This is a genomic window from Aeromonas sp. DNRA1 (assembly GCF_963888745.1).
Classification (GTDB): domain Bacteria; phylum Pseudomonadota; class Gammaproteobacteria; order Enterobacterales; family Aeromonadaceae; genus Aeromonas; species Aeromonas hydrophila.
The window spans coordinates 698744-720305 of record NZ_CAWPKQ010000001.1; the positions used below are offsets into that span (position 1 = coordinate 698744).

At 50.6% G+C, this 21562-nt stretch carries 15 protein-coding genes; 7 read left to right on the plus strand and 8 right to left on the minus strand.

Going from position 1 to position 21562, the window contains the following annotated elements:
* Positions 1-24: 24 nt before the first annotated feature.
* From dndB to dndE, 4 genes are read left to right on the plus strand one after another with little or no spacing between them, the layout of a single operon-like run.
* Positions 25-1116 carry a DNA sulfur modification protein DndB gene (gene dndB / locus AACQ43_RS03180; RefSeq protein WP_021464719.1) on the plus strand — a complete coding sequence of 364 codons (1092 nt, stop codon included), beginning with the start codon at positions 25-27 and terminating at the stop codon, positions 1114-1116.
* Positions 1113-2777, plus strand: a complete 1665-nt coding sequence (gene dndC / locus AACQ43_RS03185) for a DNA phosphorothioation system sulfurtransferase DndC (RefSeq protein WP_168965901.1) — start codon at positions 1113-1115, stop codon at positions 2775-2777. The genes dndB and dndC overlap by 4 nt, the downstream gene beginning before the upstream one ends.
* A complete protein-coding gene (dndD, locus tag AACQ43_RS03190; protein WP_168965903.1) occupies positions 2774-4753 on the plus strand; it encodes a DNA sulfur modification protein DndD in 1980 nt (659 codons plus the stop codon). The genes dndC and dndD overlap by 4 nt, the downstream gene beginning before the upstream one ends.
* A complete protein-coding gene (dndE, locus tag AACQ43_RS03195; RefSeq protein WP_168965905.1) occupies positions 4746-5102 on the plus strand; it encodes a DNA sulfur modification protein DndE in 357 nt (118 codons plus the stop codon). The genes dndD and dndE overlap by 8 nt, the downstream gene beginning before the upstream one ends.
* A 12-nt stretch (positions 5103-5114) precedes the next feature.
* Here the strand turns inward: dndE and AACQ43_RS03200 are convergent, their stop codons facing one another.
* The 7 genes from AACQ43_RS03200 to dsdC form a co-directional block, all read right to left on the minus strand.
* Positions 5115-6389 (minus strand): DNA sulfur modification protein DndB, encoded by a 1275-nt coding sequence (locus AACQ43_RS03200; protein ID WP_168965907.1) that lies wholly within the window; start codon positions 6387-6389, stop codon positions 5115-5117.
* 19 nt (positions 6390-6408) lie between these two features.
* Positions 6409-6918, minus strand: a complete 510-nt coding sequence (locus tag AACQ43_RS03205) for a hypothetical protein (RefSeq protein ID WP_168965909.1) — start codon at positions 6916-6918, stop codon at positions 6409-6411.
* Between the two features lie 3 nt (positions 6919-6921).
* Complete coding sequence (locus tag AACQ43_RS03210) at positions 6922-7389, minus strand: hypothetical protein (RefSeq protein ID WP_168965911.1); 468 nt, start codon at positions 7387-7389, stop codon at positions 6922-6924.
* The gene (dptH, locus tag AACQ43_RS03215) at positions 7389-12509 is read right to left on the minus strand and encodes a DNA phosphorothioation-dependent restriction protein DptH (RefSeq protein ID WP_339353988.1); all 5121 of its coding nucleotides are present in this window, start codon (positions 12507-12509) and stop codon (positions 7389-7391) included. The genes AACQ43_RS03210 and dptH overlap by 1 nt, the downstream gene beginning before the upstream one ends.
* Entirely contained in the window at positions 12475-13803 is a 1329-nt protein-coding gene (gene dptG / locus AACQ43_RS03220) for a DNA phosphorothioation-dependent restriction protein DptG (protein ID WP_168965913.1), read from the minus strand. The genes dptH and dptG overlap by 35 nt, the downstream gene beginning before the upstream one ends.
* A 2-nt stretch (positions 13804-13805) precedes the next feature.
* The gene (gene dptF, locus AACQ43_RS03225; RefSeq protein ID WP_168965915.1) at positions 13806-15425 is read right to left on the minus strand and encodes a DNA phosphorothioation-dependent restriction protein DptF; all 1620 of its coding nucleotides are present in this window, start codon (positions 15423-15425) and stop codon (positions 13806-13808) included.
* A 279-nt stretch (positions 15426-15704) separates the two neighbouring features.
* Positions 15705-16673 (minus strand): DNA-binding transcriptional regulator DsdC, encoded by a 969-nt coding sequence (gene dsdC, locus AACQ43_RS03230; protein ID WP_168965917.1) that lies wholly within the window; start codon positions 16671-16673, stop codon positions 15705-15707.
* Positions 16674-16887: 214 nt separating this feature from the next.
* On the opposite strand from dsdC, the gene dsdX reads away from it, so the two are divergent.
* From dsdX to AACQ43_RS03245, 3 genes are all read left to right on the plus strand, one after another.
* A complete protein-coding gene (dsdX, locus tag AACQ43_RS03235) occupies positions 16888-18225 on the plus strand; it encodes a D-serine transporter DsdX (RefSeq protein WP_024942886.1) in 1338 nt (445 codons plus the stop codon).
* A gap of 16 nt (positions 18226-18241) precedes the next feature.
* Positions 18242-19573: a D-serine ammonia-lyase gene (locus AACQ43_RS03240; RefSeq protein ID WP_168965919.1), complete on the plus strand. Its 1332-nt coding sequence runs from the start codon at positions 18242-18244 to the stop codon at positions 19571-19573.
* A gap of 334 nt (positions 19574-19907) precedes the next feature.
* Positions 19908-20084 carry a hypothetical protein gene (locus tag AACQ43_RS03245; protein ID WP_011705338.1) on the plus strand — a complete coding sequence of 59 codons (177 nt, stop codon included), beginning with the start codon at positions 19908-19910 and terminating at the stop codon, positions 20082-20084.
* Positions 20085-20170: 86 nt separating this feature from the next.
* On the opposite strand, the gene icd is transcribed toward AACQ43_RS03245, so the two are convergent.
* Complete coding sequence (icd, locus tag AACQ43_RS03250) at positions 20171-21424, minus strand: NADP-dependent isocitrate dehydrogenase (RefSeq protein WP_011705337.1); 1254 nt, start codon at positions 21422-21424, stop codon at positions 20171-20173.
* Between the last annotated feature and the right edge of the window lie 138 nt (positions 21425-21562).

The following is a 21562-nucleotide window of genomic DNA, read 5'->3' on the forward strand; positions in this document are numbered from 1 at the left end:
CAGTGTGGAGCGCAAGAGGTTACCATGTTTGAACCCTCCTTTGAGTTCGTTTTTCCAGCAATTCGTGGTATCCAGGCGGGCTCTGAGTACTACGTGTCAATGTGTCCTCTCAAGCTATTGCCACGCATCTTCAGGTTTGATGATGAGGATCTCTCGCCTGAACTGCGCGCACAGAGAACCCTCAACGTAGGGCGGATCCCGGTGATGGCTGACTATATAGTTCGCAATAGAGATTCCTACGTGTTTTCTGCCATCACCGCCTCGATTGACGGAGATGTGAGATTTGAACCAATGGGAACCAGTGGTGAAGCGAGCCGTATCGGGGCCCTCAGAATTGGGTTGGACGCACAATTTATCATCAATGATGGACAACATCGCAGAGCTGCGATTGAAGCAGCCCTAAAAGAAGATCCATCCTTGGCAGATGAAAGCATCTCTGTGGTTTTTTTCCTCGATCAGGGATTAGCGCGTTCACAGCAGATGTTTACAGACCTCAATCAGAATCAGGTCAAAGCCAGCAAATCTCTGGCCATCGCATACGACCAACGAGATAAGAGTGCTGCTGTCGCTCGGGCTGTTGCATCCAAATCCAAAGCCTTTAAAGGGATTGTCGATATGGAGCAAAACAAACTTGGTAAACGCTCCCGCAAACTCTTTACTCTTAGCGCTATTCATCAGGCAACTCATGCCTTGTTTAGCAATTGGGAAAGTATTGACATAACTAAAGCGACCCGTGAGGCATGCCGTTTTTGGAATGAAGTAGATAATGTCATACCAGAATGGAAACTCGTCAGGCTATCCAAACTGACTGCTGGGGAAGTTCGTGAAGACTTTATCCATAGCCATGCTGTAACACTGCACGCATTAGGTTTGGTTGGTAAGACTCTTCTTGAAAAGAATTATGACCTGAAGCAATCCTTATCTGGGTTATTGACACTAGATTGGCTACGTCAAAATGCAGAAATATGGGAAGGTCGGGCTCTGATCGCGGGCCGTATTCAAAAGACATCAAATACGACGTTATTAACTGCAACACTGATCAAACAACACCTTGACCTCCCCCTCTCTGAAGGAGAGGAACAAGCTGAATATCTATTTAGGAAAGGTAAGGCATGAGTACCGAAATACATACCCCTTCCCGTTCAGCATTTGATGCGGCCGGGTTTACAGAGACAATTCGGTTCTTGGTTGACCGCACCAAATCACTTTATCTTAGTGATCAGATCCCCTGGGTAATTGGTTACAGTGGTGGTAAAGACTCCACCGCTATACTCCAGCTAGTGTGGTATGCCATGCAGGAACTGCATGCCGAAGGTAAAGCCAATAAACCTGTCCATGTGATCAGTACTGATACGCTTGTTGAAAATCCGATTGTTGCCATGTGGGTAGGACGCTCATTGGAACAGATGCAACAAGCGGTAGCTGAGCAACACTTAAATATTATTCCACATCGCCTGACACCAGAAGTAAAAGATCGCTTCTGGGTCAATTTGATTGGTCGTGGTTACCCTGCTCCTCGCTATAAGTTTCGCTGGTGTACCGATCGACTCAAAATCAGTCCATCTAATAACTTTATTAAGACAGTCGTTAAAAATAACGGTGAGGCTATTCTTGTTCTTGGTACGCGAAAAGCGGAGAGCGCGACAAGAGCAGCAACAATGGAAAGTTATGAGAACAGAGAAGATAATACTCGTAGCGCTGTTGGATTAACTGTTAACAAACAGCTTGATCGTGTCTGGATATATACTCCTATCGCCGACTGGAGTAATGACGATGTCTGGCAATACCTGATGCAGGTTAAAAATCCATGGGGCTTTAAAAATCAAGAGCTACTTGGTATGTATCAAGGTGCAACTGCGGATGGTGAATGCCCTCTCGTCGTTGATAAGTCAACTCCTAGTTGTGGAGATAGTCGTTTTGGCTGTTATGTCTGTACCATGGTAGGTGAAGATAAATCTATGGCAGCCATGATTCAAAATGACACCGAGAAAGAGTGGATGTTGCCTCTCTTGCAGCTCCGCAACGAAATCGACATTAATGATTCAAATAAAGAGCGCAAAGGTAAAAAAATACAAGCAGACAAGGAACGTCGTGATTTTCGTCGAATGAATGGCTCCTTGACCGTTCATATCAATGAATATGGGGCGGATCTGGTGCGTGGTCCTTATCGGCAGCCATTTAGAGAACACATGCTCAAAAAAGTGCTTGAAGCACAAAAAATCGTACAAGAGATAGGACCAGATGAAGTTCGCAACCTAGAACTACTCTCTTTGGAAGATTTGGAAGCAATTCGACATATATGGCTGGAAGATAAACACGAGGTTGAAGATAGCGTTCCTCATATTTATGAACGTACGCTGGGGAAAAAATATCCAGGTATTAAACGTTCACATCATAGTTTATTAAATAGCAATATAATGGAAAAATTGAGAAATAAATGCTCTACGTACAATGATCCCGATGGTTTAATATATGAGCAGATTAGAACACTGATCTCGATTGAAGATAAGCATAGCAATATGCTGCGTCGTGCAAATCTATATAAAGAGCTGGATACAAGCTTGCAGACCATGGCCTTCAACAATATTCAAGAGGCCAGAGACTTTGCACTGAACAGAAAACTCAATGAAAACAAAATAAAACTATTACAGCCCAATTTACCTGATCAGGATAAAGAACAACTATTGTGGGAAAATGAGAAGCTGCAACTTGCTTTGACGAACAATAGTCATTTCTTGGAAGATGAACAAATTGATATTGAAGAGCTATCAGCATGATTTTTGAACAACTCGTGTTAGAAAATTTTGGTATCTATAAAGGACGCCATGAGGTTGACCTTGATAGCCCCGATCATAAAAGACCTATAATCCTCTTTGGTGCACTCAATGGTGGTGGTAAAACAACCTTTTTAGATGCCTTGCAATTGGCTCTTTATGGCAAACATGCCAAATGCTCCAATCGTGGTCGCCTTAGCTATCCAGCATATCTGGAGCAGGCGATAAACCGATACGCACCGGAAAAAAAAGCTTCTCTCTCACTTCGCTTCAGACATACCATTCTCGGTAAAGATCATACTTATGAAATAAATCGAGCTTGGGAGAAAGAGGCTGACAAAGAGTGTAAGGAAGTAGTTGTCGTCAGCCATAACGGTCATCCGGATGCACTATTGAGCGAGCATTGGGGAGAATTTATCAATGAATTTATCCCTCAATCACTGTCTGAATTGTTCTTTTTTGATGGTGAAAAGATTGAACATCTCGCAGATCCCGCTCGTTCTGCAAATCTGGTAAAGACGGGTATCGAAAGCCTGCTCGGTCTTGAATTGCTATCACAGCTCAATATTGACCTTGACGTGCTTAAAAAACGCGGTCAAAACCAGCTGCTGGATCCCAAGCAAAAGGTGAAACTGGAAGAAGCTGAAACTCGGCTTGCAGCCATTTTGGAAGCTCAAAATACATTACAGAATAACCTAATTGATATAGATGATCAGATTCTAGATAGAGAAGCTGAAGTAGCCTATTGGCGACAACAACTGAAAGATAATGGCGCTCATCTTTTACATAAAAAAGATGAGATCTCTCGTCAACAAGTTGAAATTACAACTAAGATAGATGGCATCAATAGCGAGTTGATCAAACTTGCTGCAGGGTCATTGCCTTTGAAGCTCGTCTCTTCATTAATAGAACAGACCAAGTCTCAGCTTTATAAAGAAGATGAGATAAAACGCTATCATATCGCTCGCTCTTTACTTATTAACCAAGAGAATAAAATATTTGGATTATTAAATGAACGAGGAACGGCTCATAATGTCATCCAGTCTCTGCAAACCGAGTTATCTAAAGAACGAGAGGCTTCTGATCAGCTCTACTCTGAACCCTGCTATTTAAACAGTAGCCCTGCAATTTTCGATGGTCTTGCTGAACGGCTCGCTGCCGAAGAACAGGAAGCGTCGTCACTAATGCAGGAAAAAGAAAAATTATATGAAAAACTGCAATTCGTAGAACGGCAACTCGCCGCTATTCCTGAGTTAGCATCTGTTGAGCATATCATTACACGCTCAGTCACAGCGGATAATGACCTAGAAAAAGCAAAGAAAGAGAAAGAGGAATTGCTTCTAGCTGTACAAAATTTGGCCGCAGACATAACGCAAGCAGAGATGCAAGTTACCTCAATTCGGGTACAAGGTAATGCTATCGATTTTGAGCAGCAGAGACAGCAGCAGCTCTTTGCTCATATGGGCAGACTACAAGATATTGTGGATTCCTTTAAAACAGATCTCATCAAAGATAACATCGATAAGCTACAAACAAAGGTCATCTCCAAGTTTAATCAGATAAAACGTAAAGACAGCCTAATCACAAAGATTGAAATTGATGCAGATTCGTTTGTATTAACTCTTTACGCACAAGATAATAAACCTATCTCCCCTGCTCGGCTCTCCGCTGGTGAAAGACAGCTGCTGGCCATAGCCGTCTTATGGGGGCTTGCTGATGAGTCAGGTAAAGAGTTACCAACAATTATTGATACCCCAATGGGGCGCCTTGATGGACAGCATAGAAGCCATCTAATCAAACACTATTTCCCACAAGCAGCATCTCAGGTCATTCTTTTATCGACCGATGAAGAGATCCAAGGCAAATACTATAAGGAGCTCAAGCCTTATATAGCAAAGGAGTATCATATACGTTTCGAGGAACAGAACTTTACCTCTACGATCAATCCTGGATACTTCCCGGAGAGAAATAATGATTGATAGTATTCGTTTGTCAGAAAAAGCTAAACAGCAGCTAATTGTTATCAAGCGCAAAACCGGTATAGAGAACTGGAATGTGCTTTGTCGTTGGGCTTTATGCCTTTCTTTAGCTGAAGAGTCAGCCCCACCATTCGAGGATATCAAAGCCGACAGTTCTGTTGAGATAAATTGGAAAACATTCTCTGGAGAGTATGATAAAATTTATATAAATATAATCATGATGAAATTCCATAATGATAAGTTATCACTAAATGAATATGACCATTGGATTAAAATTCATATTCACCGTGGAATTTCTTATTTACATACCCGGATATTAAAAATTGATGATTTTATGGGGCAGCTATAGCTGCCCCATAAATTAGTTTTGTATTAAATTTTTTTCTAACTCACTTGTGGCAACCCCATAATCTGACATTTTAAGCTCTTTATAACGTTCTCTAGTTTTTTTAATCTCAGCTTTTGTTCGAGGCGCAATATGACATATGAGCAAATCCTCAAGCAAACGTTGATAATCTCTCTGGGTCAACATTTTTATGCCTGATTCATTCATAGTTGTGACACTGCACCATGGATAACTCGCAAGAGTCCAAGGTAAATCTTCCAATTTATTAAGAATAAACTTCCAAGAAACTCTATTTTCCTCTAAAAGTTGGCGTATAACACTTGATATTGCCCGCTGTATAATCCCCTTTAAAAAAGGATGTTCAGAACCAGGATTTAATTTGGATTTTCTTAGCAGTCGCAAGTCATGATTATCACTAATTAATTTAACGATGTCTCCACAGGAAATTAATAGCTCATCGATTCGCTTTGATATAAAATCATAAGCCTCATCTAGCTGCTCTTCACTGGGTCTTGCGGCTTTTGATAAGTTATCAATTGATGAACCATATCCTATTGCTTTAATTATTTCATAAAGCTGTTTAATCGATGTAATTGCCTTTCTATCACTATCTTTGACGCTAGATGCTATTGATAATTCCCCACTATCACCAGCTTTAGTAAAAACTGCAACCCTATCTTGTTCAGATAAAATGGGGTGCCCTTCAATCAACCATCTATTGATAATGGCATACCCATCATCTTCATCAAGTGCTATGTTTTCACTAACAGACGTACTCTTTGCATTTTTATTTATATTGGTAAAGAGACGCCTAGTTTTTTGCTGACCATCTTTGGTTTTTTGATGACTAACCAAAATAACACTGATTTCTTCAGATGTCAGAGAATCATCAAGTTTAATCGCATCTTTTATTGCTTTAAGTCTATGTTGCCCATCAAGAGCAAAATATCTCTGTGTTCCATCAAAAGTCAAAAGACCAAAAGAACTATCTATACCAGAAACATGTTCTGTTTGCTCCATACGAACAGGTGTATATTTAGGGTCTCCCCCCCAAGCAGCTACAATTAATGAGCCAAGAAATCTATGCTTTGAGTTCAATATATATTCAGTGATTTCTTTGGTTCTATCAGATATACCTCTTTGAATAAGTTGCCCAAGTTGGTTATTACCATTTAATTCATGTGCAAACTCTATTTCTTTTGCGACTTGCCCATACTTCATCACACAAACAAAGTAAACCCAATCACCTACATGTGCTTTCAATGCTGGTATTAAAGTTCTATTTGACATTTAATTGCCTCGTTTTTAATTAAAATGCTTTTTCAGTCACCCCAAATGAACCATTGATTCTAATCTGATTACCATATGGGCAAAACAAATCATTAATCAATCCTTTCATTTTTTCCAATACATCCCTTTCACCAAATAAACAACAGCATATTAACTTTTTGAAATTCTTAGCATGTAGTTTATAATTTTTATTATTTACATCACGATGAACAGCAATATTTTCATTCAGGTCACTAAGTTCTCCACTGAAAAACTCATCACGGATGTTATGGCTTAACCCAACATAGACTATATAATTGAAGTTCATGGATGTCATGTCATCCAACTCGAACGATAAATCAGGATTCCAAACTAATATATAGAGTGCCATTTGAGGTGGTAGTTCAACATTTCTGTTATCCACATCAAAAATGAGTTTGTTACCTATATCAGAAAATGCTCGTCTAAAATCAAGAATTTTCTTTTTATCCAGCATGAACTCTACTGGTAATGATATTTCAATTTTTTTGGAGTGATTTACATTATCCATATCTTATTTCTTATTGAATGTCAGTTCTTCACTTGTTATTCTTTCGCAAGATGAACCTTTATATGTGAACAGTCCAACCATTGCTCCAGCCCCAGTTACAACCTTCAATACTAGAGAACCACTAGTACCAAGACTTCTATTTTCAACTAAAAATGAAGCAACACCATCAGAAATGACTCCTTTTAGTTTATAACTTCCAGTTTTAACCTCACCATCAGTTTTATAACTAACACTGAATTCACCTAAAAGCTGGTATCCTGACTGTTCAATAAATAATACATATGTAGTATTACAATCTTGTTTATTGACCTCTGCATGCCAATTTCCAGAAATCATTACACCACGATACATCCAAGACCTAAGCAGTGGAAGCAAACTCTTATTTTTTATTTCAATAAATATCCATATAGATAGCGAAGTCACAATACCGCTAACCACCCCACTAATAATGTCTGATGGAAATGAAGCCATTAAATTAACTCCCAAAATGCCTTATCCCGCATCATAGATACCTTTTTATCTCCATCGATATAGAGACTAAAGTGCTTATCTAGCTTGCGGATGGTTTCCATTAATTGTTCTTGCTCAGTCTTATCATCTTTATTAAAGATGGCCTTGATATCGGCATTCTTGATCTCGGCGACGCGATGTACCACCCAGGTCAAGATATAAGAGCCGTAATTGTTTTCCCCTGTTTTAAAGTGACTCAAGTCTTGGGTTGAGAGGATCACCCCCACCCCATACTCACGCCCCTCTTTCAGGATCTTGCGCAGGCTGGGGAAGTCCTGCGACATGAAGTTGTCGGCCTCGTCGACCAGGATCATCTTGGTGATCTGGCGATAATCCCCGTTTACTTGCGGCTTGCCGCGTTTTTGCATCTGCGAATAGAAGAGATCCAGCGTCAGGGCTACCACCAGGTTCTGGATCTGCGGTGAGTAGCCCGCCAGCTCGATCACCGTCACACCATCGAGTAGCTCATACAGGGAGCTCACCTTATCCGGCATGGTTTCAAAGATCTCGTAAGTGACCAGCGAGTCGAGCGCCGCGTAGAGAGAGTCCTCTTCTACCTTCTCCTGCTCAAGATAGAGATCCCACACCTGAGCCAAGGTGGGCGCAGGCCTTGACCAGGTGCAGGCATCAGCTCTGCTGATCCCCGCAAGCTCATAGGCATCGAGGATCAACTTGCGCAGTCGCAGCTGCTGTTTGGGCCCAAGGCCAAAAGCTTTGGCCAGGGTCTCGGCAAACCCGGTCGCGGTATGCACCGGCAGCATCGGCATATCGCCATAGAGCGAGAGCGGATTGTACGGCAGGCGATACAACCGCAGCCGCTTGCTCTGGTTTGCCTCGCTAAAAGCATCATCCACATAGTCAGATTTGTAATCGAAGATCAGCAGGCCGATCCGTGCGCCCTCGACGTTGTTGTCCTGCTGGCGCATCAGCTGGGTGATCAGCGACTTGGTAAACTGGGTTTTGCCGGTGCCCATGGTGCCAATGATGCCGGTATTGGTATTCATAAAGCGGGCTGTATTGGTCGGCTCCCAATAGAGCGGCGTTTGCCGCAGCGCCTCGTGGCCAAACAGGATACGCATGGGCTCTGTCGGCTCGATGGTCAGTCCGGTTTCCACCGTTATTGGGGTAACCGGATCGGTGTTTTGGGTATCAGTGGCTGGTGCCACTGGCGCCGTATCCACTGCCTCATTGCCCCCTTCTTTTGGCTGCGGTTGAGAGCCAGATTCAGGCTCCGCCACCTCTTCTCTGGGCCCCAGCAGATATTGTTTGTCGACATGGCACAGGGTCACCAGCTCATCAAGCGCAGGGGCGCTACAGGCCTGAATAAGGCTACCCAGCAAGGCGTAGGGCAGTTCAACCTGTAATACGCCCCGTTCGGTCATCTGGTAGTGAGGCACAAAGAAGCTGTCGTTTTCGATATGGGCGACCACAAAGCCTTCGGGATAGTCGGGCACGCTGGCCAGGGTATATTCCCCTTTGAGCCACCACTCCCGCTCGGTCAACAGCGGTGCAAGCTGTGCAGGCTGCATCACCTGATAGAGGCACAGCTTGTCGACCTGCATCAGCACCTGGCGAATAAAGAGACCACGGTAGAGCCGCGCAGCCAAGGTATTGGGGCCAAGCACCTCTTCCATCAGGTAACGTTTTAGCTCCAGCGCCTGTTGCCCGGCATAGGCAAAGTCAGGTCTGACACCGGTCTTGACCTCCAGAGGCAACAAATAGAGTTGCTTGCCCTTGAAGCCGACAAAGAGCACGTCATCGGAAATGGCCCCTTTGCGATACCCATGCACCTGACGGGAGAACTCGCTGTCGCTCATCTTGAGGCCAACATTGCCGGAGACGCGGATCATCTCGGCCACGGAGAGGGGGACCCAGCAGATATCGGATTGCCGCAACAGGGCCGAGACAAACTTGTAGGCACCGATGATGCCGTTCTTCTCTTTGCGCTCCTTGTCGTTGGCCGTGAGCATCTTGAGCAGCCACTCGCCGTTGAAGGCATTGAATTCGGAGAGCAACGTCTCCCCTTGTCCGTGACCCTCTTTTTGCAGCAAGCGTTTAAAGAGGTCTACCTGCTTGGTTACCGTGATGGCGTCATAACCGGCCGCACTGGTGTATTGATCCGAGTAGTGGATCAGCACCACATCCTGCTGACTGGTGAAGAAATCTAGAGTCACCTTGGGATCGATGATGGTGGTCCACAGTGCGCTGTCATAAGAGCGGGTCAGCAGTGCCTTGAAATCAGCACTGACCGCCAGCCCCAGGCTGGTTTCCAGATACTGGGCATTGCTCTGGCTGGCCGGTTGCCACAGGTTGCCCAACAGGCGGGCCACCCGCAGCGACTGCACCCCTTGATAGGGCACGCCACGCAAACCAAAGGCGGTGAAATAGGCCGCCCCTTTCGTTTCGGCCGCTTCCCCGGCGATCAAGCCATCACACAACACACCACTCAGTGCCTCATCGGTATTGATGGGATGGCACTCTACCGGCTCCTGGTTGCGGAAGAACGCCAGATGGGCATAGGCAAACTGCTCGCGCTCGTTGGGCAGGGTGAACTTGCTGTAGGTCAAACGGCTGCGGATCAGGTCGATCAACATATCGGCCTCAGCACGCAGCGCAGTGGTGTTCAAGCCAAGCCAGGCTTTCAGCTCGTCATAAGCGGCCGTTTCGGCAAAGCGGTCGAAGTCATTGAATTGCAACCGCTCATCGTAGAAGTTCACATGAATGGCGATCGCCTGCTCTTTGTGCAGCTTGAAGTGCTCGATCAAACCGAGGAAGAGCTCTGCCCCACTCGCCTGATTGATGGCATTGACGATCAGGGTGCTCTTGGCCCCGGCACTGAACAATCGAGAATAGGCCTGGGTAAACTCGGCCAGTTTGTCGCGCACCAGACGCTTGATGTAGCTGTAGCTCTCCTGTTTTTGTGGCACCACGTCGAGCCAGAAGCTGTTCTCCCGCACCGGCAGCAGATGAGCGTAACCTGAGTCATTGTCATAGACGAAAGGCAGCAAGCCAGATGCAACCAGGCGCTCGCGGGTCACCTCTGCCAATTCGGCAAAAGAGCTGACGCCATCTTCATCGCGATCGGCTTTTATCTCGGCCACCAGTTGCAGGTGATAGGCAAGTACCAAGGGGTGCAGCGGGCTAAGGCGTTGCCACTCATCCTGGCGGCACAGACCGATGCGCATCAACTGTTTGTGCTCGAGCGCCAACACCGCATTGGTCGGTATCTCGCTTAATGCCGCTTCGTAGGCATCCAGCACCCGTTGCACCAGGGCGCAATAGCTGTCGCCCCAGGCAACCAGGCTCGGCAAGGTTTTATGGTGTTGCAGATAGTCAAACAGGGCGGCATAAGCGCCATGTAAATCAGGGAACCTTGCACTAATCGCCGCAAGTGGCATGGGTTCGGCGCTCAAACCGATATACAAGGCCCGCTCATCAACCATCCTAGCTTCGAGATTCAGCAGCTGCTGGCGGATACCGGCCACGCCACTTTCGCTGTTATCGAAAATGATCTTGCCTTTGGCCCGCAGATACTCGGCATTACGGTCATCTCTGAGCAGCTTGGCGAAACGATCTCTGTCAAATAGCAGCGGAACGCAGATGCTCTCATCGGCGGCCGGGCCTTCAATATTGATGGGCAAGCGACGCTCGCCATTGACCAGCTCAAACTGGATCTGTTCGCTCTGCTCGGCCAGCGCATCAAAGTTCACCCAGCCACAGGCGCGGCAGTCCACTTCACCCTCATAATCAGCCAGATGCATGATAGCGTTTTGCTCTGGGTTGACCTTGAACTTGTTCTCTTCCAGCAGCAGGGTCAGCCACTTCTTGCCCGCATCTACTCGGAAGCAGTGCAACAACTCATCGAAATAGAAATCTCCCTGCTCTACCACTAGACAACGGAACTTGTACTCTTCGGAGCGGTTATCGCGTTTGAGCTCAAGGCTAAAAAAAGTGGGTTCTCCTGTGACGGGCAAGGTCACCGTCGCCCAGCAACGCTTACCACCGACACGGCTGACAGAATAAGTGACCGCATTTTTGAGCGGCCCATTGTGCATCAGTTTGAACTGGCTCTCGTCCAGATCATTACCGATGAAGGTAAAAGAGAGGTTGAGGGTTTTCTCCCCCGGCGGGAGCTGGATCAGCAGGCTCAGGTCGCGTTGTCCCGCCTTGCTCTGGCTTTTGGCTCTTTGTTGCAGTGAACCACTGTCAGCGGCCACCTCTTCCAATAGCAACTTTTGCGCTTTGTTGGCTTCAATCTCTTTGAGGTAGGCCTCGAATTCCAGATCACGCCAGCTCTCATCCTGGAAATGCTGGCGGATAAACTTGGCGCTGAACTCTTTCAGGACACTCTCGAGCTGATCGAGATCATAATGCTCAACCGCATCTTCAATCTCGCGTCGCAGCTTACGGTTTGCTTGGAGCCGCTTGCTGATCTGGGCCTTCTTGCCACTCCAGCTCAAAATGACCGGGTCATTGAATAGCTGAAGCTCATCAAACTCCAGAACACCATCTTGATCAAGTGCACTAAACAGAGGAGCAAAACCAAATACAGTCGCCCCCTCTTCGGTGATGAGGGCCAGTTGCTCTTCAAGCAGGCAGGCTGACAGCTCCTTGTTACTGCTGCCAACATCAATCAGCGCGCCAAGCTGCTGCGAGAGACTATCCGGATGCCAGACAGCACCGGGCGCCCCCAAATCAAGCGCACTGTTGATCAGGGTATCCAGCATGCTGTTGTGGATAATGAGCAGGGCTGCTTTTTCAAATTCTGCACTGCGCCCTGCGACCAGATCACGCAAACGGGAAATGTAGTTTTCGGTAAATCCCGGAGCCTCACCATGCAACACAGGTAAAACCCGCACGCCATTGCACTCTACGTATGGCAGGTCAATGCCATCGGCCGTAGCAAGAGTATTTGTGGCAGCAAAGGTCACCAGTGACTGATAGAGCACCAGACCGTTTTCTGCACTGGGGGATTTGAACTGGTAACGAGAGCCGGGTTCAATGTCGGCACTGACCCACTCGATGAAACGTTCGGCCAGAAAATGCTCAAAGGGTCTTGCGGACATATACGGCGTCTCCACTGTCACTCATTCGTTCTACATTGCCCATGCGCTCATAGAAGCTGACCAGTTGCTGCAATGACTGGTTATCAAGATAAAAACCGCGCTGCTCGAAGCCTTTGCGCAGATCGTGCAGGCGCAGCTTGTCGGCCTTGCCGATGGTGAGATTGGTCAACAGCAACAGCTGATCCTGATTCAGCACCAGGGTGCGGCCAGCGGCCCCCCGTGCCTGAATAAAATCACTGAGCAGCTTCTCCTCCAGCTCTTTGACATATTTCTTGTTCACGCCGCCACGGGAGGTATTGGCATCACGGAATTGCTCCAGAGCCAACTCTTTGAGCTGCTCAAAGGCTTCTGCCACGCTGTTTGTGAGAGGGCGCTCAGGCCGTAACCCGCGCTTCTCTCTAAAGGCCTGCAGATAGTTGTTCAAATCTTCCAGCAACTGAGTCTGGTCAGCATATTGCGTGGCATCGTGATAAACCTGCCAAAGCGGTCTTTTCTTGGCATCCCCTGGCAACTGGAGCACGTCAAGGGCGGAAAGCAGCGGGAAAACCCGCTCGCTGGCAGCAGCCAGCAGCTTGTAGCCAGAACGTTTTACCGAAGTACGTTCAGAGCTGGCCTTTTCCGAATCGAGGATAAAGTAGAGGGGTTTGCTTTGGGGCTCATGTTGCCAGTCGGTCACATTCAGTGCCAGCTGAGCACAATAAGCAAAGGCATACAGCTTGAGTGTGCCAGGCAAGGCTTGCAGCAGGTATTGGGGATGTGCAGCCAAAAAGCGAATATCTTCACGAAATACGGCATTCAAAAACGGCAGATAAGGTTGCTCATCCTCATTTTTTACCAGGCTGCCGCTTTGCAGCCTGCCTTGCAAAACGGACAGCAGTTCTTGCTCGACAAAGTTGAGCTTGTCATCGAGCGCATCTTCCAAGAAGAAATCCCCCAACAGACCTGCAAACAATTTGCACAACCGCGTATCTGGTGCGCTGAGATCGGCTTGCCCACTCTTCTTACCTTTGGCCTTAAACAACAGGAACAGCGGTGAAATATGGAAGAGTGCATCATTTGAAAAATAGGCTCGCTCAAGCACCTGCCAAAAATCAGGATCGTCGAGCTTGCCTGCAAACCGGGCTTTGCACTCCTCCTTAAACTGCTCGAATTCATAGGCAGTCACCTGCTTGCGCAAGGAAAGCCCGAGCACGACACCTGTCACGGTATCCCAGTGAAACTCATTGCCTTTGTTGCGAATGGGCCAGTAGTTGGTGAGCTTGTTTTTATCAACCGGAGCTAATCCGACAGGAATTGGATACAGAGACATGGCTATCTGGTTCCTTCTACAGTGATCATGCCGTCATCCAAACCAAGACGGTAATGCTGATCACCTTCGTAATAGTGAAGAACAGGGCTCTTTTTAGCGACAGCGCGGATTTGCTCAACCATCTCATCAAGCAACACGATGGCATTCTTGTCGTACTTGTTTGGTCGATAGCCATTGTTGAGCTTGCAGATCAGCTCAAACAGATTGAGGTTGATTGCCATTGGTGCCAAGGGCTGATCATCAACCTTCAGATAGGCGCTGAAATGATCGTGTTTCTCGACATGCTGACGCTGAATTGCGCTGTAATCAGCTTTCAGATCGACAGGTGCCGCGACATGACACTGGCCAAATTGACCAAGAGAAAGCTCTCGCTTTGACAACTCAGGGGCATTGCGGTTGGCATAAACAAAAATGGCCGAGATCAGCGCTTTCACATAGAAATTGCGCAAGGCCAGCTGGCTTCCACCCTCCCCAAGATACTGACTATGCTGCAGCCAGACAGTGGCATAGTGTTCAAGTACCTGCTCTTCAAAATCGACTTTGAATTGGTGATGGTAGTTATTGCCAAGGTCACAGTCCTTAAGCAGATAAAAAAGCCGCAGAAGGGATGCGGCTTGACCCGCTTTATCACGAGGCTCGTTGAATATGAGCCCCAGTTTTGCCAGCTCGTTCATAAAGGCATCCAGCGCCTCATCCGGTAGATTCAGCTCATAACGCAGCACAAACTGGTCTACCGCTTGGGTATGAATCAAGGCAGGATCAAAGTCAGCAAGACGCAGGCTTAGCTCGCTGTCTTTAGCCAGAAACAGGTTGTCAAAGAGGTAATGCTCCCCGGCCAGAAGCTGATGGAGCAGATCCAGCAAGGCGCGAGTCGTAATGAATTGATCCTTGATCAAACGGGTTTTGAACAGAGTCGTAATGATAATCTCTTGCACGTGTTCATTGGCCAGCAGCCTGAAATTGGCGATGAGGTGCATGTCGCGTTGACGTTGCTCATCTGCAAGCGCAATAGCATGAAACAGATTGTCATCGGTTGGCTGGGTTAACCGCTTGAGCAGTTGACGCATAAAGCTTGAATAGCTGCCTGTATCATCATTAAAACGAAATTTTGGATAGGACTCGAAATCCAGAAAGTGATATGCCCCTTGCGTTCTCTCGCCGCTATCCAAGAAGCGCTCAATCACGCCACGCAGTGCACTGTGCCGCTCAGCCCCTTCTTTGGCAAAGTTGGCCAGCATACCGATGTTGATACCAACCACCAGGGGTTGGGCACCGTTTCCTGCAAGATCAAAGAGTTCGTTTAGCGCATCGATTGCTGATTGATGAGGCGAAAAGCTATGGGTTGCATCCAGATGGAAGGTATATCTGTTTTTATATTGGTCATAGCTACGTGACAATATTTCAGATTTGCCATCACCACTACTGCCGCATAAAAACACACACTCACCAGGCTGCAATGAACGGAGGCACTTTTCAAAGTCATGCTCTATTTCGGGTGTAACGTAGAGATAATCCTTGAGATCATCAAACAGATCTCTCTGACGTTGTGTTGTCGTCTTGACCGAGAAAGAAGAAGATTTAGCCAAGACCCCGAGGGCCTTGCGAAGGGAGATTGAGCTCACGATATAACCCTGCCATTTCCATATCAGCAAGATAGTAACCGATTGAATCATTGAGAGACTACTAGAAAGACATGTCTTTGTATGACTCCTTGATGCCCGTCATAGCAAACCTCAACTAATTACCAAAACGTGCTCACCATATGCGCACTTTTAATCCAACACCAGCTACAGAACAGGTTTGGTCTACAGCCACCTCTGAACTTCCAGCTTCGATGTTTTGAAAGCACTCTGAAGAAGATGACGGTCCATCTTGTTTGTATTTCCTGCTGCCTTCTTTTTCTACAAAACCGGCGCCCTCTCCCCCGCCTGCTGGCAGGCCCAGTCGATGAAGGCTTGCGCCTTGGGGTTCTGGCAATTGGGCAGGGTGGCGATGTAGTAGCGCTGGGCGCAGCGCACCGCCATGTCCGGGAAGGGGGCCACCAGCTCGCGCCGTGCCAGCCGCTTGCTCACCAGGTTCTGCCGTCCCATGGCGATCCCGGCGTGGTTCATGGCGGCGATGATGGCGAGATCGGAGCGATCAAACCCCATGCTGGCCCTGCATGCCGAAAGCGACACGCCGGACTGCTCGGCCCAGCTGGACCACTCGTCGCCGTCGGAGTCATGGCCCCAGGCTTGCCGATCATGGAGCAGGCGGCAGTGCGCCAGGTTGGCTGGGTTGCCGAGCAGCCCGTGCTGTTCGGCATACTCCGGGCTGCACACCGGCACCATGTACTCGTCCATCAGCGGATGGATGGCGAGCCGCGCAGGCGTCTTGTCATCGAAATAGAGGGTGAGATCGATGCCGTAACCGTGCAGGTTGATGTTCTCGTTGCCGGTCATGATATTGAGCTCGATCTGGGGATGCAGGCGGGAGAAATCCGCCAGCCGAGGCACCAGCCAGCACTGGGCGATGGAGGGGCGTGAGTAGACGGTCAGGGTGCCCGACAGCTCCTGATGGCGGATCTCCAAGATCTCCTGGTTGATGAACTCCAGCGATGACTTGAGCGCCCAGAACACCCGCTGCCCGTCTGCCGTCAGCGCCACCTTGCGGTGAAAACGCTGGAACAGCTTGAAGCCGAGATCCTCCTCCAAGGCGCTTATCCGGTGGCTCACCGCACTCGGGCTGAGCGCCAGCTCGTCGGCGGCCAGCGCAAAGGAGCCGTGTCTGGCTGCCGCCTCGAAGGTGTGCAGCCTGGCCAGCTGATAGCCGTTGAGCAGCTTGTTTCCTGCAACACTGCTTCTTGCCACATAGTTCTCTTCGCCGTACATATGCCCCCCCTTGCGAAACCGGCACCGATGATACCGAAAAAGTGGCCCGCTGCATCAGCTCACACCACGCAAAACCACCTTCACACCATAAATGTGATGAATGTGGCACCTTTGCATCAACCCAGCTCACCCAAGCTGCCGATTTCATCATTTGTCAGGGAACCTGCATTTTCATTCAATAGCGCCAACATCATTCCCATGACAGAGGCACGCCATGAATTCAGAAATGTGGATCGTCGGAACCCTGCTGACCAGCATACTGCTGATCGTCGTCACCATAGTGAAGGGCAAGGTGCACCCCTTCCTCGCCCTGCTGCTGGCAAGCTTCTATGTGGGCGCCCTGATGGGGATGAACCCGCTCAAGATGGTCAATGCCATGGAGGAAGGCATAGGCGGCACCCTGGGCTTTCTGGCCGCCGTCATCGGTCTTGGCACCATACTCGGCAAGATGATGGAGGTGTCGGGCGCCGCCGAGCGCATCGGCCTCGCCCTGCAGCAGTGCCGCTGGCTGTCACCCCAGGTGACCATGGTGCTGGTCGGTCTGGTGTGCGGTATCACCCTGTTTGTGGAGGTGGGGGTAGTACTGCTCATTCCGCTGGCCTTCTCCATCGCCCGCAAGACCAACACCTCGCTGCTTACCCTGGCCATTCCGCTCTGTACCGCCCTGATGGCCGTGCACTGCATAGTGCCGCCCCACCCCGCCGCCCTCTATGTCACCAATCAGCTGGGTGCCGACGTGGGATCCGTCATCGTCTATGGCCTCGCGGTCGGGTTGTTTGCCTCGCTGGTAGGCGGCCCGCTGTTTCTGAAGCTGCTGGGCAAGCGGGTACCGTTCAAGGAGGTGCCTGCCGCCTTTGCCGACATCCAGGCCCGTAACGAGGCCGAGCTGCCGACCTTGGGCGCCTCTCTCTTCACCGTGTTGCTGCCCATCCTGCTGATGCTGGTCAAGACGGTGGCCGAACTCAACATGGATCACGCCAGCCACCTCTATACCCTGCTGGAGTTTATCGGCAACCCCATCACCGCCATGTTCATCGCCGCCTTCACCGCCTACTACGTGCTGGGGATCCGCCGGCGCATGCAGATGGAAGGGCTGCTGGACCAGACCGAACAGTGCTTCTCCTCCATCGCCAACATACTGCTGATCATCGGTGCCGGCGGCGCCTTCAACGGGGTACTCAAGGCCAGTGGCCTGGGGGACGGCCTGGCCACCATTCTCTCCCAGCTCGACATGCATCCCATCCTGCTGGCCTGGCTGGTGGCCATCGTGCTGCACGCCGCCGTGGGATCAGCGACCGTCGCCATGATGGGGGCGACCGCCATCGTCTCCCCCATCATGGTGCACTACCCGAACATCAGCCCGGAGATCATGACGCTCGCCATCGGCTCCGGCGCCATTGGCTGCACCATGGTCACCGACTCCCTGTTCTGGCTGGTCAAGCAGTATTGCGGCGCCACCCTGAACGAAACGCTCAAGTACTACACTACCGCCACCTTCGTCGCCTCCCTGATGGCGCTGGCCGGCACTTTCCTGCTCTCCTGTATCGTGTAACGAGGCCGAGAACACCATGAAAAACATCGACGTATCACAACTCACCCAGCAGTTTCCGCTGCTGCAATCCCTGATCGCGCTGGAACCGGTCAGCTGGTTCAACCCCAAGACCACCACCCTGGTGGAAGGTCTTCCCTATGTGGGGCTCGATGGCAGCGATGTGGCGGATGCCTCCGCCCGCCTGGCCCGCTTCGCCCCCTACCTGTGCGAAGCCTTCCCCGAGACCCGCGCCAGCAAGGGCATTCTGGAGTCCGAGATCGCCGCCATTCCCGCGATGCAGGCCACTCTCAACCAGCGTTACGGCCTTGAGGTCAGCGGTCGATTGCTGCTGAAAAAAGACAGCCATCTGCCCATCTCCGGTTCCATCAAGGCGCGCGGCGGCATCTACGAGGTGCTGGCCCATGCCGAGCAGCTGGCCATCAAGGCTGGTCTGCTCTGCGAAGAGGACGACTATCGCAAGCTGTTCACGGACGAGTTCCGCCACTTCTTCAGCCAGTACAGCATTGCGGTGGGCTCCACCGGCAACCTCGGCATGTCCATCGGCATCATGAGCGCCCGCCTCGGCTTTCGCGTCACCGTCCACATGTCAGCTGATGCGCGGGAGTGGAAGAAGCGCAAGTTGCGCGAACATGGTGCCATCGTGGTGGAATACGCAGAGGATTACGGGGTGGCGGTGGAACAGGGGCGCAAGGAGGCCGAACGCGACCCCAACTGTTTCTTCATCGATGACGAGAACTCCCTCACCCTGTTCCTCGGCTACGCGGTGGCCGGTGAGCGGGTGAAAAAGCAGTTTGAGGAAATGGAGATTGTGGTGGACGCCGACCATCCGTTGTTTGTCTACCTGCCTTGCGGCGTCGGCGGCGGCCCCGGCGGAGTGGCCTTTGGCCTCAAACTCGCGTTCGGTGACCACGTTCATTGCCTGTTTGCCGAGCCGACCCACTCCCCCTGCATGCTGCTCGGGGTGCACACCGGCTTGCACGATGCCATTGCGGTGCAAGACCTTGGCATCGACAACCTCACCGCGGCCGATGGCCTCGCGGTGGGGCGCGCTTCCGGCTTTGTCGGCCGCGCCATGGAGCGGCTACTGGCAGGTTTCTACACCCTGAGCGATCAGGAGATGTACGACCTGCTCGGACTCTTGGCCCGCGCTGAGCAGATCAAGCTCGAACCTTCTGCGCTGGCCGGCATGGCAGGTCCGTGGCGCGTCGCAGCCGACCTTGCGTGGCAGACCGGTCAGGGGCTGGATGCAGCAAAAATGGCTCGGGCCACCCACCTGGTATGGGCCACCGGCGGCGGCATGGTGCCCGCCGAGGAGATGGAAAAGTACCTCGCCAGCGCCCGCCGCTGATCTTTTTTTCAGCCATAAAACCCGCCAGACTGGCGGGTTTTTCTCGTGTGGGATCAGCAAGATGGCGCCTCTGCTCACCATCCCATACATCAGACGGCCAGACAGCTGGACACCCTGAATTGCCGACAATCCCCCCAAGCTGGTTATTTTGTGATACGATAGTGGCCGTTTTTTGACATCTGCACCCACGTTGGCGCCCTGATCCGGCGAGATCGCGACCCAATCCGTCGATCACAACCATCACGGGCATGCAGAAAAACCGTGGCCTGATGGCCCCGTCCGGCACAAAGCCTGGCGGCGGTCAGCAAGACACACGAGATAAGGAGATCGGGCAATGAAACAATATCAAAGCTGGCTGGGACAATATCTGATGAGTCGCCGCGATGGGGATCACGCCATGGCATCCGAACTCGCCAGCTCCATCTGCGAGTTCTGGCAGGCCCAGGGAGACGAGGCCGAGTTCAGCAAATGGCAGCAGATCTACCAGCAGCACGTGGAAAAGACCACCTGACCCATTGGGTGCCCCCCTCGGCACCCGCCCATCACCCATAAAAAAACCGGCGCTCATGGCGCCGGTTTTGCATTTCAGGGACCAAATTACATCTGGTCGACCATGTCCTGGGCGAACTGGGAGCAGGAGCGCAGGGTGGCCCCTTCCATCAGACGCTCGAAGTCATAGGTGACGGTCTTGTTGCGGATCGCCGCTTCCATCCCCTTGATGATGAGGTCGGCCGCTTCGGTCCAGCCCATGTGACGCAGCATCATCTCGGCGGAGAGGATGAGGGAGCCCGGGTTGACCTTGTCCTGACCGGCATATTTCGGCGCGGTGCCGTGGGTTGCTTCGAACAGGGCGACGCCGTCGCCGATGTTGGCACCCGGCGCGATGCCGATGCCGCCCACCTGGGCCGCCAGCGCGTCGGAGATGTAGTCGCCGTTCAAGTTCATGCAGGCGATGACGTCATACTCGGCCGGGCGCAGCAGGATCTGTTGCAGGAAGGCGTCGGCGATGACGTCCTTGACCACGATGGTCTTGCCGGTCTTCGGGTTCTTGAAGGAGCACCAGGGGCCGCCGTCGATGAGCTGGGCATCGTACTCTTTCTGGGCCAGGGCGTAGCCCCAATCCTTGAAGGCACCTTCGGTGAACTTCATGATGTTGCCCTTGTGCACCAGGGTCACGGAGTCGCGATCGTTGTCGATGGCATACTCGATGGCGGCACGGACCAGACGCTCGGTACCGGCCTTGGACATGGGCTTGATGCCGATGCCGCAAGTCTCGGGGAAGCGAATTTTCTTCACGCCCATCTCGTTTTGCAGGAAGGCGATCACCTTCTTGGCTTCGTCGCTGTCTGCTTTCCACTCGATGCCGGCGTAGATGTCTTCGGCGTTCTCGCGGAAGATCACCATGTCGGTCAGATCAGGACGCTTGACCGGGCTCGGGGTGCCCTCGTAGTAACGGACCGGACGCAGGCAGATGTAGAGATCCAGCTCCTGGCGCAGGGCCACGTTGAGGGAGCGAATACCGCCGCCGACCGGGGTGGTCAGCGGGCCCTTGATGGCCACGCAGTATTCACGAATGAAATCCAGGGTTTCGGCCGGCAGCCAGGCACCTTCGCCATAGACATGAGTCGACTTCTCGCCGGTGTAGATCTCCATCCAGGCGATCTTGCGCTCGCCTTTGTAGGCTTTCTCGACCGCGGCATTCACCACATTCAACATGGCCGGGGTCACGTCCACACCGATGCCATCCCCTTCGATAAACGGAATGATCGGATGGTTGGGAACCTGCAGCTTGCCGTTGGCATCGACTGTGATTTTCTGGCCCTGGGTCGGGATAACTACTTTGCTTTCCATCGGCATCTCCTAACTTCCGTTTGTTATCAATCTGTAAGTTGCGCGCGGCCATCTTAAGCCCATCCATTTGCAGAATCAAATGGCGAGCACGCATGTCAGACCATAGTCGCGCACTGGATCACAATGCGTCCATTCAGC

Coding starts and splice junctions, on each gene's coding strand:
- icd (WP_011705337.1), bottom strand. CDS start 21,424: ATGGAAAGCAAAGTAGTTATCCCGACCCAGGGCCAGAAAATCACAGTC.
- AACQ43_RS03210 (WP_168965911.1), bottom strand. CDS start 7,389: ATGGCTTCATTTCCATCAGACATTATTAGTGGGGTGGTTAGCGGTATT.
- AACQ43_RS03200 (WP_168965907.1), bottom strand. CDS start 6,389: ATGTCAAATAGAACTTTAATACCAGCATTGAAAGCACATGTAGGTGAT.
- AACQ43_RS03205 (WP_168965909.1), bottom strand. CDS start 6,918: ATGGATAATGTAAATCACTCCAAAAAAATTGAAATATCATTACCAGTA.
- dptG (WP_168965913.1), bottom strand. CDS start 13,803: ATGTCTCTGTATCCAATTCCTGTCGGATTAGCTCCGGTTGATAAAAAC.
- dsdC (WP_168965917.1), bottom strand. CDS start 16,673: ATGTACGGCGAAGAGAACTATGTGGCAAGAAGCAGTGTTGCAGGAAAC.
- dsdX (WP_024942886.1), top strand. CDS start 16,888: ATGAATTCAGAAATGTGGATCGTCGGAACCCTGCTGACCAGCATACTG.
- AACQ43_RS03240 (WP_168965919.1), top strand. CDS start 18,242: ATGAAAAACATCGACGTATCACAACTCACCCAGCAGTTTCCGCTGCTG.
- dndE (WP_168965905.1), top strand. CDS start 4,746: ATGATTGATAGTATTCGTTTGTCAGAAAAAGCTAAACAGCAGCTAATT.
- dndD (WP_168965903.1), top strand. CDS start 2,774: ATGATTTTTGAACAACTCGTGTTAGAAAATTTTGGTATCTATAAAGGA.
- dndB (WP_021464719.1), top strand. CDS start 25: ATGTTTGAACCCTCCTTTGAGTTCGTTTTTCCAGCAATTCGTGGTATC.
- dndC (WP_168965901.1), top strand. CDS start 1,113: ATGAGTACCGAAATACATACCCCTTCCCGTTCAGCATTTGATGCGGCC.
- AACQ43_RS03245 (WP_011705338.1), top strand. CDS start 19,908: ATGAAACAATATCAAAGCTGGCTGGGACAATATCTGATGAGTCGCCGC.